Raw genomic sequence first — 13,535 nt, forward strand, 5'->3', positions numbered from 1 at the left:
TCTCGGTGGAACGCCGCGAACCTCTCGGCGTAGCATCGAGCGCGTGCCATCGTCGGATCGTGGTACCGCTGGTTCCGGGCCGCCGCAGGAACTGAGGTTCTGCCGGTCCGCCGACGGCGTGCGCATCGCGTACGCGCGGCACGGTTCCGGGCCACCGCTGGTGATCGCGACCTGCTGGCTCAGCCATCTGCAGCACGACTGGCAGAGCCCGGTGTGGCGGCACTTCCTCGAAGACCTCGGCCGGATCGCGACCGTCGTGCGCTACGACGAGCGCGGCCACGGGCTGTCGGACTGGGACGTCGACGACTTCGGCCTCGAGGCGCGGATCGCGGACCTCGAGGCCGTGGTCGACCACGCCGGGCTGGACCGGTTCGCGTTGATGGCGATGTCGCAGGGCGGGCCGCCGTCGATCGCCTACGCGGCGCGGCATCCCGAGCGGGTCTCCCGGCTGCTGTTCTACGGCAGCTACGCGGCGTTCCGCGATCCGACGCCGGAGGACCTCGAGCTCGACGCGACGTTCGAGCAGCTGATCAAGGTGGGATGGGCTCGGCCCGACTCGGCGTTCCGGCGGGTGTTCACGTCGTTGATGATCCCCGGCGCGACCGAGGAGCAGATGCGCTGGGTCGACGAGCTGCAACGGGTCTCGACGCCGATGGAGAACGCGCTCGCCTCGCGCAGGCAGCGCAAGAAGGCGAACGTGGTCGACCTGCTGCCGCAGCTCGACGTGCCGACGCTCGTGCTGCACTCCCGGCACGACCGGATGGTCGGCTTCGAGGACAGCCGCTTCCTCGCGTCGGTGATCGCCGGGGCGCGCTTGGTCGTGCTGGAGAGCTCGAACCACGTCGTGCTGGGCGACGAACCGGCCTGGCCGGTCTTCCTCGACGAGGTCGCCGCGTTCCTGGCACCCGACGGCAGGCCCGCGCGGCCGGCGCCGGACCTCTCGGGACTCTCGCCGCGGGAGCTGGACGTGCTCAGGCTGGCGGCCGAGGGCCAGGACAACGAGAGCATCGCCCGCGCACTGACGCTGAGCGTGCGCACGGTCGAGCGGCACCTGCACAACACTTACAACAAGCTCGGGATCCAGGGGAAGTCGGCCCGCACGGCCGCGGTCGCGAGGCTGCTCACCGGCAGCTGAACTACGTGCATCCCGACAGTGCCGCGAGTGGAAGTTGCGTGCACGCACGGACGCGGCGCCCCGAGGTGTGTTCGTAGTTTCAGTGCATGGACAAGGGATTCCTCGAGCGGCCGAGAGCGTCAGCCGAAGCGCAGCGCCTCTACGACGCCGATGTGGAGCGAGTTGGGTTCGTGATGAACCTATCGCTCCTGTGGGCGCATGAACCGACCCTCCACAGCGGACTGTTCGATCTCTTCGAACGGGCCGCGAAGGCCGGTGGACTGACGTTCCGGCAGCGCAGCGTCCTGGTGGCCGCGTGCGCGTCGGTGATGGGAGACGCGTACTGCTCGCTGGCGTGGGGCAACCGGCTGGCGAGCGTCGCGGGAGCCGATGTCGCGGGCCGCGTCCTGCGTGGCGAGGACGACCAGCTGGACGCGGACGACCGGGTGCTCGCGGAGTGGGCTCGCAAGCTCGCCCGCGACCCGAACGCCACCGCGGCCGGCGACGTCCAGGCGCTGCGCGACGCCGGCTACGACGACGGGCAGATCTTCGGGATCACCACCTTCGTCGCGCTCCGCATCGCCTTCGCCACCATCAACGACTCGCTGGGCGCGCAGCCCGACCACGAACTGCTGCTGGCCGCTCCCGACCCCGTGCTGGAAGCCGTCACGTACGGGCGCGCCTGCGGCTGAGCAGCCGACCGTCAGTTCACCCCGAGTGAGGAGCAAGTTTCATGACCACCACCGAGAACCACGTCCGCAACGGCGTCGACACCGCGACCCTGTTCGCCACGCTCGACGCCGTGAAGGGCGAGACCGGCATCGCCAAGTTCCAGTTCAGGGCCACCAACCAGTGGCTCAGCGGAACCCACAACCGGTCCACCATCCACGGCTTCCACGGCGCCATGCAGGAGATGACCCACCGCGAGCCGTTCACGTTCGACGCCGACCACCCGCCCGTGCTGGTCGGCAAGGACAACGCACCGACGCCGGTCGAGTACGTGCTGCACGCGCTGGCCGCCTGCCTCACCGCGGGCATCGCCAACATCGCGGCGGCCCGCGGCGTGCACCTCACCGAGGTCTCGTCGACGGTCGAGGGCGACATCGACCTGCTCGGCATCCTGGGGCTGTCGGACGAGGTCCGCAACGGCTACCAGCAGCTCAGGGTCAGCTTCGTGCTCAGGGGCGACGACCCGGAGAAGCTGCGTTCCGTGGTCGAGCAGTCGCGGCGGCGTTCCGCCGTGTACGACGTCGTGACCAACGGGGTGCCCGTGTCGATCGACGTGGACGCCGGATAACCGATGCGCACCACCGACACGGTCATCATCGGCGCAGGCCAGGCAGGTCTCGCTGCCAGCCGGTGCCTCACCGACCGCGGTCACGACCACGTCGTCCTCGACCGCGGCGGCATCGGGCAGCGCTGGCGGACCTGCTCGTGGGACTCGCTGCACCTGTTGACGCCCAACTGGATGAACGGCCTGCCCGGCAGGCCGTACGCGGGGCCGGACCCCGACGGGTTCGCCCCCGCGGCCGCGTTCACCGACCAGCTCGCCGAGTACGCGCGGTCGTTCGCCGCACCCGTCGAGGAACACGCGGACGTGTCGCGGCTTCGCCTGCGGGGCAACGACTTCGAGGTCGTCACGGGCGCGGGGACGTGGCGCGCCCGGCACGTCGTCATGGCCACCGGCTGGTGCGACCGGCCCGCGATCCCGGCGTTGGCCCGTTCCCTGACAGCGCACCAGGTCACGCCTGCCGAGTACCGCAACCCGCGTTCGCTGCCGCCGGGCGGTGTCCTCGTCGTCGGGGCGTCGGCGACCGGTGTCCAGCTAGCCGACGAGCTCCGGTCCGCCGGGCGTGACGTGACGATCGCCGCCGGCAGCCACACCCGCATGGAGCGCAGCCACCTCGGCAGGGACATCTACTGGTGGCTCGCCCGCCTCGGCGTGCTCGACAGGACGATCGACGAGATGCCCGACCCGGTGCGGGCGCGGCGCGAGCCGTCGCCGCAGCTGGCAGGGCGGGTGGATCGGATCGACCTGACCACGTTGCAGGCCAAGGGAGTTCAGCTGGTGGGCCGGGTGCTCGCCGCCGACGGCCACCGCGTGCGCCTGTCCCCCGACCTGCCCTCGACCATCGCCGCGGCCGACCAGCGCTGGCGGCGGCTGCTCGACAGGATCGACGCGCACGCGGGCACCCGCAGCTCCGAGCGCACCCGGACCACCACCCCGGCCCGCGTCATCAGCGAGCTCGACCTGCGCCGCGCGGGCATCCGCACCGTCTTGTGGGCCACCGGACACCGCCGTTCCCACCCGTGGCTGCGGATCCCGGTGCTCGACCGCCACGGCGAGATCCGCCAGCACCGCGGCCGCACGCCCGCACCGGGCCTCTACGTGCTCGGTCAGCGCTTCCAGCACCACCGCAGCTCGAACTTCATCGGCGGAGTCGGCCGCGACGCAGCATTCGTCGCCGACCACATCACCGGGAGACACGCCCATGCATGACGCAGTAGTCGTCGGCGCCCGCGCCGCAGGCGCCACCACCGCCTTCCCGCTCGGTCAGCGCTACCAGCACCACCGCAGCTCGAACTTCATCGGCGGAGTCGGCCGCGACGCGGCATTCGTCGCCGACCACATCACCAGCTCGAACTTCATCGGCGGAGTCGGCCGCGACGCGGCATTCGTCGCCGACCACATCACCAGCTCGAACTTCATCGGCGGAGTCGGCCGCGACGCGGCATTCGTCGCCGACCACATCACCGGGAGACACGCCCATGCATGACGCAGTAGTCGTCGGCGCCCGCGCCGCGGGCGCCGCCACCGCCTTCCTGCTCGCCCGCGCCGGACTGCGCGTGCTGCTCGTCGACCGCGGGAGCTACGGCACCGACACCCTGTCGACGCACGCGCTGATGCGCGGTGGCGTGCTGCAGCTGTCCCGGTGGGGACTGCTCGACCAGGTCGTCGCCGCGGGTACGCCCCCCGTGCGCCGCACGACGTTCCGCTACGCGGGGACGACCGTGCCGATCACGATCAAGCCCTCCTTCGGCGTCGACGCCCTGTACGCGCCGCGGCGCACGGTGCTCGACCCGATCCTCGTCGACGCGGCCGCCGCCGCGGGCGCCGACGTGCGGTTCGGCGTCGCGGTCGCGGACGTCGAGCGCGACGGTCGCGGCCACGTCACCGGCGTCAAGGGCCGGTCCCGCGACGGCGGTGCGTTCCACGCGCGGGCGCGCATCGTCATCGGCGCGGACGGGATCCGCTCCACCGTCGCCGACCGCGTCGGCGCCCCGTTCGAGCGCGTCGGCGGCTCCGTCGCCGCCGTCACCTACGGGTACTGGTCAGGCCTGGAGACCGACGGCTACGAGTGGAACTTCCGCCCCGACGCGGCGTCCGGCGTCGTGCCGACCAACGACGGCCAGGCCTGCGTGTACACCAGCGCGTCGCCCCGCCGCATCGGCCGGGGCGGGCTGGCGCCCCTCACCCGGATCGTCGCCGAGTCGGCACCCGATCTGAGCGTCCGGCTGGCCGATGCGACCGCACCGTCCGCGCTGCGCACGTTCACCGGGGCGCCCGGCCACGTCCGGCGGTCGTGGGGCCGGGGCTGGGCGCTGGTGGGCGACGCGGGCTACTTCAAGGACCCGCTCAGCGCGCACGGGCTGACCGACGCGTTGCGCGACGCCGAGCTGCTGGCCCGCGCCGTCGCCGAGGTCGTCGACGGCGCGGACGAGCGGGACGCGCTCGCCGGCTACCAGGCGACCCGCGACGCCCTGTCCACCGCGCTGTTCGACGTCATGGACGTGATCGCCGGGCACCGCTGGAGCGAGGACGAGATCGCCGGTCTGCTGCTCCAGCTCAACGCCGCGATGGCCGACGAGGTCGAAGCCCTTGCCGCGCTGCCACTTCCCGTCGCGGCCACACCGGGCTGACGACGTGTGGAGGACCTGTGGAGGTCTGGTGGAGGTGTTGTGGCGACAGCACTTCGACCGGATCGGCGGCGCTACCTTCGGCGGGACATGGAAACCGTGGACGTCCTCGTCGTCGGCGCCGGGCTCGCCGGCCTGCACGCAGCGCGCCTGCTCGCGCTGCGGGGCTTCGACGTGCTCGTGTGCGAACGCCGCACCAACCTCGACATCGGCATCCGGACCACGGGCATCTTCGTGCGGCGAACGCTGGAGGACTTCGCGTTGCCCGACGACCTGCTCGGACCCGCGGTGCGTCGCGTCCTGCTCCATCCGCCGTCGCTGCGCGCACCGGTGGAGCTCGTCAGCTCGCGCGACGAGTACCGCGTCGCCGACATGGCGGGCATCTACGCGCACGCGCTGTCCCAGGCGAGGCGGGCCGGTGTGCGGGTGCGCCTCGGCGTCTCGTACCCGTCGAACGACATCAGGGCTCGGTTCACCATCGGTGCCGACGGAGCCCGGTCGACGGTCGCGCGCAGGCTCGGGCTCGACGTCAACCAGCGTCTGATCATCGGCGTAGAAGAGGTGTTCCCGGTCGGCACGAGCACCTCGGCGCCGACGTTCCACTGCGTGCTGGATCCGCGGCTCGCACCCGGTTACCTCGCCTGGGTCGTCGACGACGGGCAGCACGCGCACGTCGGCCTGGCCGGACGGCCGGACCGGCTCACCGCGCCGCTCCCCCGGCTGCTGCGGTCGTTCGCCGACCGGTTCCCCGGCGTGCCGTCGCCCGCCGGGCCGATCCGCCGTCGCGGCGGGCCGATCCCCGTCGGCGGCGTCCTGCGCCGCATCGTGTGCACCGAGGGCCTGCTCGTCGGCGACGCGGCGGGCGCGGTGTCACCGCTGACCGCGGGCGGGCTCGACCCGTGCCTCCGGATGTCCGAGCTCGCGGCCGCCGTCACCGGCGACTACCTGCGCACCGGTGACGCCTCCGTGCTGCGGCACTACGACGGCGCCGCGCTGCGCGCCCGGTTCCGCATCCGGCTCCTGCTGCGCGATGTCCTTTCGTGGGCGAAGGAACCAGCCGCGACCGAGGCCGCGTTCAGTGTGCTGCGCACGCCGCTCGGACGCGCCGCCGCGGCCCGCGTCCTCTTCGGCGACGGCTCGTTCCCCGACACCCGGCACTCGATGACGAGACATCCGATGTCAGCGTGATGGGAGCGGTCGGCCCCCGCGCCGACGTTGCGCGCATTTCCCTTGACTGAGAACGTTTGTGAGCATGTGTCGCAATGGTCTGGACGCGTTGTCCATTCGTGTCCGATCCTCTATGGTCGGATGACTCTCGCGGTAAGACCCCCTGCATCTCTACCCCGAGGAGATCCGACATGCGCAAGTTCCGGCTTCACCTCGTGCTCGCAGGCGTGCTCGCGGCCGGACTCGTGAGCACTCCGGCCACCGCCGCACCCGCCGCCTTCGCCCATCCCGGCGTGCTCGTCAGCCGCGCCCAGCTCGACGCGGCCCGCACCAGGGTGAACGCCGGTCTCCAGCCGTGGAAGTCCGCATACGACTCCATGCGCGCCAGCGCATACGCGTCGCTGAGCCGGACACCGAAACCGCGCGCGGTCGTCGAATGCGGCCCGGCCTCCAACCCCAACAACGGGTGCAGCGACGAACGAGAGGACGCGCTCGCCGCGTACACGCAGTCGTTGCTCTGGTACATCACGAAGGACGACCGGCACGCGAAGAAGGCGATCCAGCTGATGGACGCCTGGTCCGCGGTGATCAAGGACCACACGAACCACAACGCCCGGCTGCAGACCGGCTGGGCCGGCGCCTCCTTCGCCAGGGCGGCCGAGATCATCAAGCACACGTACACCAGCTGGCCGCAGGCGGGCCGATTCGCCAAGGTGCTGCGCGAGGTCTACCTGCCCGAGATCCGCGACGGCGGCGGCTGCACCAACGGCAACTGGGAGCTCATCATGATGGACGCGGCCGTGGGGATCGCCGTGTTCCTCGACGACCGCGCCGCGTTCGACAAGGCGATCGGGATCTGGCGCGGCCGGGTGCCCGGCTACGTCTACCTCGCCTCCGACGGCTCACGGCCGAAGGCGCCGTCCACCTGCCCGTCGAAGGACACGCAGGCCGAGATCGTCGACTACTGGCAGGGCCAGAGCCGGTTCGTCGACGGGCTGGCCCAGGAGACCTGCCGCGACTTCGGGCACACGGGGTGGGGCCTCGAGGCGATGGCGCACGTCGCCGAGACGGCGTGGCACCAGGGCGTGAACCTGTACCGCGAGGCGCAGGACCGGATGACGAAGGCCTCGTACTTCCACGTGCGGTACGAACAGGGCGCCGCGGTCCCGTCCTGGCTGTGCGGTGGCAAGGTCAGCCGCGGCCTCGCCGCCACCACCGAGGTGGTCGTCAACCACTACCGCAACCGGCTCGGTCTGGAGATGGACACGTCCCAGCGCTACACCGAGAGCAAGCGACCGGCCGGGGCGAGCTACTTCTACGCCTGGGAAACGCTTACCCACGCAGGCAGCCCTTGACACCTCACCGGATCGGCTGTCCGGCGGGTTTTCTTCACGGGCGCGCCCGATAGCGTCTGATGCTGCCGCCGTCACAGAGCACGGATCCAGAGAGGTTCCTCATGCTGACAATGGCAGCGGCAACACTCATGGCCCTTTCGGCGCTGGCTCCTGTCGACGCAACGGACGATGCCGACCCGGCCGCTCCGCCGGTGCGGGTCGAGGTGGTGACCGTCAACGGCTCCGGTTGCCCCGCGGGCACGTCGGAGGTCACGACCAGAGGCAGAACGTTCAGCGTCTCCTACAGCGCCTTCTTCGCCCAGGCAGGCGGCGGAGCGCGTCCCACCGACTTCAGGAAGAACTGCCAGCTGAACATCCGGGTGAGCCTGCCCGAGGGCTACACCTACGGCCTCGCCCGGTCCTCCTACAACGGCTTCGCCCACCTCGAAGCGGGCGCGACGGCGTTGCACCGGATCAACTTCTACTTCCAGGGCATGTCGTCCACGACGTACCTGAACTACCCGTTCAGCGGCCCGATGAGCGACGACTGGCAGTCGACCTACCGGCCGCGCCCCTCGGAGATCGTCTACTCCCCGTGCGGTGAGAACCGCAACCTCAACATCAACGCGGAGCTGCGGGTCAACCTCGGCACCTCGGACCGGACCCAGCGGAGCTTCATCCTGGCGGCGGAGAGCAACGGCGCCGTCCGCGCGAAGTACGACTTCACGACGAAGCCCTGCTGACCCTTCCAGGTGCGGCGTGAAGCAGGTCCTCGCGCAGCTCGCGCGCGAGGACCTACTTCACCGGCTGACCGGACGAGAAGAGGTCGGCGTGCCAGTGCTCGAACAACGCGACGATCCTGGCCTCCGCGGTCCTGACGACCGTCGCCTCGAACCCCGAGGTCCGCGACGCGGCCCAGCCGAACCACATCTCCTTGGTCCCGTCCCGGTACTCGAAGATCGTGAAGTTCATGAACACCGGCGTCGCGTTCCGGATGACGACGGCCTCGTACACCCCGTGCCCGCCCGGCACCACGCCACGAGACCGATCCCGCGCGAGGTCAGCGTGGTTGGTGCTCACCACCTCCCGGAACGTCAGGCCTTCAGCCACCGCGCGCCGGACCGCGAGGTCCCACGGCGAGTTCGGCCCGTGCCGCACGGCCATGGTCAGCTTGGGTGACGCGATCCTCGTGTTGATCACCGTACGCGCGTCCGCGATGCGCGCCGTGAGCGACGTCATCGCCTCTTCGCCCGTCTGGTAGCGGAACACGTCCACCGCGGGCCACGAGGCGAGCACCCGCGCCATCTCCGCCTGCTGCGCGGCGAGCACTCCCATCCGGAAGTCCTCCTGCTGGAAGTACAGCGCCAGCAGGAAACCCGTGCACAGGAACAGGATCCCGAGCCCGGTGCTCTGCGCCGCACGCAGGTCGCGGGGCACGCCGAACGCATTCCACATGAAGTCGAACGACGTCAGGTTCAAGCTGAGCACACCGAGCACCAGCCCGGTGACGATCGACAGCAACGCCCATCTCGTTCTTCGCCCGCGAACCAGCACCGCGCCTCCCGTTGGAGATCACCGCTGCAATCGCGCCGCCCGGCCGCCGCGTTACGCGGGCCTGACCGGAGACCTGCCCCTCACCTGACGACCTCGGCGTGCTGCTTCAGCGCCGCGTTCTCGGCCGCCATGCCGTTGCGCATCGCCTGCCCCATGGCCAGACCCGCCGCACCGGACAGCAGCCCGTCGAGCAGCAGCTCGTTCTTCACCAGGACCGTGCCGTCGCCCTGTGCCGTCAGCGTGCGGCAGCGCTGCCCGTAGACGAACCACGCGTTCCACCCGGCGTCCTTCCAGCAGAACCGCTTCTCCGCGTCGACCTTCAGCACGACGTGCTGAGCGGCCATGGTGTGCTTGCCCAGCACCACCTTCACCCGCACCTCGGCACCCGGTTCGGCGCGGCCCTGCGCCTGCACGACCCACGGGTTCCAGCTCTCGTAGCCCGGCAGGTCGACCAGGAGCTGCCAGATCCGCGCGGGCTCGGCCGCGATCGAGGTCTCCACCCGGTACACCAGCGACCGGCTCGACGGCTCTCGCGGCTCCAGGTTCGGATCGGCCGATGCGGGGGCCATGCCGGCCAGCAGAGCCGCGGCGGTGGTGCCCGCGATGACGGCGAAACGCACGTGATCACTCCGTACCTCGAAGGACAGAACGTGAAGACAATACGCGTTTTGCCTGAGGTCGGGATGCCTGTCAAAGGGGTGATCTCGCTCAGCCCGAAGCGGTGAGCTTCACGACGTAGGTCAGCACCCCGCTGGTGAGCGCGGGCCGCGTGTCCAGGGCCTTCTCGAACGCCAGCAACCCGATGTCGAGCGGGTCGGCGTGCACGTCGAACAGCGGCGTGTACCCCGTGGCCAGGTACAGGGATCGGGCTTCCGGCTGGCGTGGTCCCGTCGTCAGGCGCAGGCGGCGGTACCCGAGGCGGACCGCCTCGTTCTCCAGCGCTGCGACGACCTGACGCGCGAGGCCGCGTCGGCGGTGCGCCGAGTGCGTCCACACCCGCTTCAGCTCGGCCGTGCGCTCGTCGCAGCGGCGCAGCGCCCCACCGGCGACCGCCCCGCCCGCGCGCATCAGGAGCAGCAGGGATCCGTGCGGTGGGGCGAACTCGTCATCGTGGTGGCGCGTCATCTCCGCGTGCGCCACCTCGTCGCCGTAGCGGCTCGCGTACTCGCGGGTCAGCTCCGCCAGCATCACCGCGACCTCCGGTGCGTCGGCACGGGTTCGGCGCACCACGGTGTCCACTGTGGTCACCCCGCTCGACGGTCCGGCTCGGAAAGCTCTTCGCGCACCCGCACTCCACCGTTCGACTCGACGAGGTACCCGTGCACGACGTGCGTCGCCGCGGCCGTTCCGCGACTCAAGGTAGGCACCTGCGGAGAACGGCCGCAAGAGCGCTTCCGTTGCGTCCACTTGATGAACACGGTTGACAACGGTGCTCAGCCGGCAGATCGCAGCGTGCGCAGAACCTCTCGGGCCGTCGCGTCGTTCTGCCGGAACGCCGGAGCGTTCGTGCGGGGCCGGGCGAACGCCGCGTACGCGCGTCCCGTCGTGTAGGGCCCGAGCGCGAACCGGTGCCGGTGCTCCTGGCCGTTCTCGCCGATCAGCCTGCCGTCCGGCGACACCCGGACCAGGCCACCGGGTCCTTCGGTCACCTCACCGGTCGCGTGCAGTCCGCGCAGCACCGGATCCGCGGTGCGGGTGAGGCTGTGCGTGGGCAACCGCGCCTCGACCAGCCCGGCAGCCCGCACGAGCTCCGGCGAACTGCTGCTGCCCGCCAGGAAGGCTCCTTCGACGGCGTCGACCCACATGTCCGCACCGAGGAACCGCACGACTCCGGCACGGGACAAGGCGAGCAGCTGTTCGAGCCGGACCGGTGGCGGGCCGCTCGCCACGTAGCTGAAGAACCCGTGCCACCAGTCGCCGAGCTCGCCGAGACGGGGCAGCTGCCCGTACACCGACAGCAGTGCCATGAACGCGCCCAGGTCCGCGCTGTGCGCCGGATCCGAGCGGCGCCGCACGTCCGCCGTGACGTAGTCGCGCAGGTGGTCCTGGAACTCCTCACCGGACGCGAACTCGAGCCCGTCGATCGGACGGTCGAGGCGTTCGAGGTCGATGCGGTCGGCGGGATCCGGCACGGCACGCTCGATCAACGCCCGCATGTCCTCGCTGTACCAGTCATGTCGGGTGAACTCGGCGTCGAACTCGGCGAGGCCGACGGCGACCCGGCCGGGGTGTCCGGTGAACAGCTCGAAGTAGTGCCCCCACGCGATCTCCTTGGCCAGCAACGGCCACACGTCCGCGCGGAAGTCCGACGCCCCGCGGGCCAGCAGCTCGTCGACGGTCGTCGCCGCGAAGAACCTCGGCAGCCGAGGCACTTCTCCCTGCAGCCGGTAGCCGGTCTTGGCGTGGTACGGCACACCGCGCCGCGAACCGACGTGCAGGCGCGGCTCGTTCCCGGACGGCTCGTACCGCAGTTCTCCCCCTACGTGAACGAACTTCCCGCCGCGGCCTTCGGTGAGCAGCACCATCAGGTCGACGAACGCGAGTCCGAAGCCGCGCACCACGACGTCACGGCGCGCGGGAATCCCGGACAGGTCGACATCCGCTGTGTACGCGGGCGGCAGGTAGCACAGCCCGTGCGCGGCGGCGTGCTCCGCCAGTTTCCGGTGCTCGGGAAGCTCGTCGGCGTCGAGGTGCCCGAGCGCGAGCACCACCACGTCGGCCGTCAGCGCCTCACCGCTCTCCAGGCAGACGCGCCTGCCCGCGAGGCGGACGGCCCGCGTCCGGTGCACCCGCACCGACATGGTGTCCGGCAAGGAGTCCACGGCCGAGTCGAAGAACCAGGAGAGGTACTCGCTCTGCACCTGCCTGGTGGGGAACGAAGTCGGCTCGACGCCCGACCACTCGGCGAGCGACGGCCCCGGCCGGATCGGCCCTTCGCACACCACGCTCTCGTCGGTGAACATCGTGACGTCCTCGGCCATCGAGTTCATCCACAGCAGCGGGGACTGCTCGCGCCGCCACACCCGTCCGGCGCCCGCGGGGAACGGGTCGATCACGTGCACCACGACCCGTCGGTCACCGAGCAGTTCGGCGTTCGCACCGATCCGCTCGAGCAGACCCGCGGCGCGCGGTCCGCCGCCGATGACTACCAACGTCACGCTCATGACGTCGAGCCACGCACGCGATCACCTGACAGGTCAAGGCATTCCGAGGAGTGGACGCCCGTTGACGAGCAGCCGCGACACTGGTCGACTCGGTTCTCGACTGCCGACACGACCGGGGGGTCATCGTGCCCGTTGAGTTCCTTGGTATCGCCGCGACCAACAACGGATCGGAAACGACGCCGCGCACGGGCGGATCGTTCGACAAGGACTACACGATCCGGCTCGCCCGCGCGCACGAGGAGCACGGCTGGGACCGGGTGCTCTTCGCCTACGGCTCCGGCTCACCGGACCCCGCGCCCGCCGCCGCCCACCTGGCGAGCCGGCTGGACAAGCTGCAGATCCTGCTGGCACACCGGCCGAACGTCTCCTACCCCACCTACGCCGCCAAGACCTTCGCCACGCTGGACCACATCAGCGACGGCAGGCTGACCGTGCACTTCATCACCGGCGGCAGCGACCACGAGCAGCAACGCGAAGGCGACTACCTCACCAAGGACGACCGCTACTCGCGCACGCAGGAGTACATCCAGGTCGTCAAGAAGATCTGGACGACCCGCGAGCCGTTCGACCACGAGGGTGAGCACTACCGGTTCGCGGACTTCGTCAGCGACGTCTTCCCGGTGCAGCAACCACGTCCACGCGTGTCGTTCGGCGGTTCGTCGCCGGCGGCGTACCACGCGGGTGGTGCGGAGGCCGACATCTTCTGCCTGTGGGGCGAGCCGCTCGCGCAGACCGCCGAGCAGATCGAGTCGGTGAAGGCGGCGGCGAAGGCCGCGGGCCGCACGGACGTGCCGAAGATCCAGGTCGCGTTCCGGCCGATCATCGCGCCGACCGAGGAACTGGCGTGGGAGAAGGCGCACCGCACCCTGGACGCGATCACCGCGAGGACCGGCGGAGGCGCGAGCCCGCTCACCCGGCGCCATTCGCTGACGAACCCGCAGAACGCCGGTTCCCAGCGCCTGCTCGCGGTGGCCGAGCGGGGAGAGCGCTTCGACCGTGCACTGTGGACACCCACCGCGAAGGCGACCGGAGGCGCCGGCAACTCCAACGCGCTCGTCGGTACCCCGGAAACCGTCGCGCAGGCGTTGCTCGACTACTACGACCTCGGCGTGGAGATCCTCTCCGCCCGCGGCTACGACCTGCTGAACGACGCCATCGACTTCGGCCGGTACGTGATCCCGATCGTGCGCGAGGAAGTGGCCGAGCGGGACCGCGCGGCCGCCTGACCGCGGCCGAGGACGAGAGGCGAACTCAGCACGCCGAACGAGGGAGACATCGCGCACC

Annotated in this window: 14 protein-coding genes; 10 read left to right on the top strand and 4 right to left on the bottom strand. The window is 70.8% G+C overall.

From position 1 onward, the window contains the following. The first annotated feature begins 43 nt into the window (after positions 1-43). From FKR81_RS45045 to FKR81_RS20195, 9 genes are all read left to right on the top strand, one after another. Positions 44-1,135 (top strand): alpha/beta fold hydrolase, encoded by a 1,092-nt coding sequence (locus tag FKR81_RS45045; protein WP_146353651.1) that lies wholly within the window; start codon positions 44-46, stop codon positions 1,133-1,135. A gap of 86 nt (positions 1,136-1,221) precedes the next feature. Next, positions 1,222-1,806: a carboxymuconolactone decarboxylase family protein gene (locus tag FKR81_RS20160; RefSeq protein ID WP_146353652.1), complete on the top strand. Its 585-nt coding sequence runs from the start codon at positions 1,222-1,224 to the stop codon at positions 1,804-1,806. Between the two features lie 41 nt (positions 1,807-1,847). Beyond that, positions 1,848-2,411, top strand: a complete 564-nt coding sequence (locus tag FKR81_RS20165) for an OsmC family protein (RefSeq protein ID WP_146353653.1) — start codon at positions 1,848-1,850, stop codon at positions 2,409-2,411. 3 nt (positions 2,412-2,414) lie between these two features. Beyond that, complete coding sequence (locus tag FKR81_RS20170; protein WP_146353654.1) at positions 2,415-3,614, top strand: flavin-containing monooxygenase; 1,200 nt, start codon at positions 2,415-2,417, stop codon at positions 3,612-3,614. Continuing rightward, the gene (locus tag FKR81_RS20175) at positions 3,607-3,891 is read left to right on the top strand and encodes a hypothetical protein (protein ID WP_146353655.1); all 285 of its coding nucleotides are present in this window, start codon (positions 3,607-3,609) and stop codon (positions 3,889-3,891) included. The genes FKR81_RS20170 and FKR81_RS20175 overlap by 8 nt, the downstream gene beginning before the upstream one ends. Further along, entirely contained in the window at positions 3,884-5,035 is a 1,152-nt protein-coding gene (locus FKR81_RS20180) for an FAD-dependent oxidoreductase (RefSeq protein WP_146353656.1), read from the top strand. The genes FKR81_RS20175 and FKR81_RS20180 overlap by 8 nt, the downstream gene beginning before the upstream one ends. An 87-nt stretch (positions 5,036-5,122) precedes the next feature. Beyond that, positions 5,123-6,220 carry an NAD(P)/FAD-dependent oxidoreductase gene (locus FKR81_RS20185; RefSeq protein ID WP_146353657.1) on the top strand — a complete coding sequence of 366 codons (1,098 nt, stop codon included), beginning with the start codon at positions 5,123-5,125 and terminating at the stop codon, positions 6,218-6,220. Between the two features lie 170 nt (positions 6,221-6,390). Beyond that, the gene (locus tag FKR81_RS20190; protein WP_146353658.1) at positions 6,391-7,554 is read left to right on the top strand and encodes an alginate lyase family protein; all 1,164 of its coding nucleotides are present in this window, start codon (positions 6,391-6,393) and stop codon (positions 7,552-7,554) included. Positions 7,555-7,664: 110 nt separating this feature from the next. Beyond that, a complete protein-coding gene (locus tag FKR81_RS20195) occupies positions 7,665-8,276 on the top strand; it encodes a DUF4360 domain-containing protein (RefSeq protein ID WP_235921652.1) in 612 nt (203 codons plus the stop codon). A 52-nt stretch (positions 8,277-8,328) separates the two neighbouring features. Here FKR81_RS20195 and FKR81_RS20200 read toward each other — a convergent pair whose 3' ends face one another. The 4 genes from FKR81_RS20200 to FKR81_RS20215 form a co-directional block, all read right to left on the bottom strand. Continuing rightward, the gene (locus FKR81_RS20200; protein ID WP_146353659.1) at positions 8,329-9,054 is read right to left on the bottom strand and encodes a hypothetical protein; all 726 of its coding nucleotides are present in this window, start codon (positions 9,052-9,054) and stop codon (positions 8,329-8,331) included. Positions 9,055-9,167: 113 nt separating this feature from the next. Next, entirely contained in the window at positions 9,168-9,707 is a 540-nt protein-coding gene (locus FKR81_RS20205) for an SRPBCC domain-containing protein (protein ID WP_146353660.1), read from the bottom strand. 88 nt (positions 9,708-9,795) lie between these two features. After that, entirely contained in the window at positions 9,796-10,335 is a 540-nt protein-coding gene (locus FKR81_RS20210; protein WP_235921653.1) for a GNAT family N-acetyltransferase, read from the bottom strand. A 185-nt stretch (positions 10,336-10,520) separates the two neighbouring features. Next, positions 10,521-12,251, bottom strand: coding sequence for an FAD/NAD(P)-binding protein (locus tag FKR81_RS20215; RefSeq protein WP_146353661.1), 1,731 nt, complete (start codon positions 12,249-12,251; stop codon positions 10,521-10,523). Positions 12,252-12,376: 125 nt separating this feature from the next. Here FKR81_RS20215 and FKR81_RS20220 point away from each other — a divergent pair, with 125 nt between their 5' ends. Beyond that, positions 12,377-13,477: an LLM class flavin-dependent oxidoreductase gene (locus FKR81_RS20220; RefSeq protein WP_146353662.1), complete on the top strand. Its 1,101-nt coding sequence runs from the start codon at positions 12,377-12,379 to the stop codon at positions 13,475-13,477. Positions 13,478-13,535: the final 58 nt, after the last annotated feature.

Origin of the sequence: Lentzea tibetensis, from assembly GCF_007845675.1 — a bacterium.
GTDB lineage: Bacteria > Actinomycetota > Actinomycetes > Mycobacteriales > Pseudonocardiaceae > Lentzea > Lentzea tibetensis.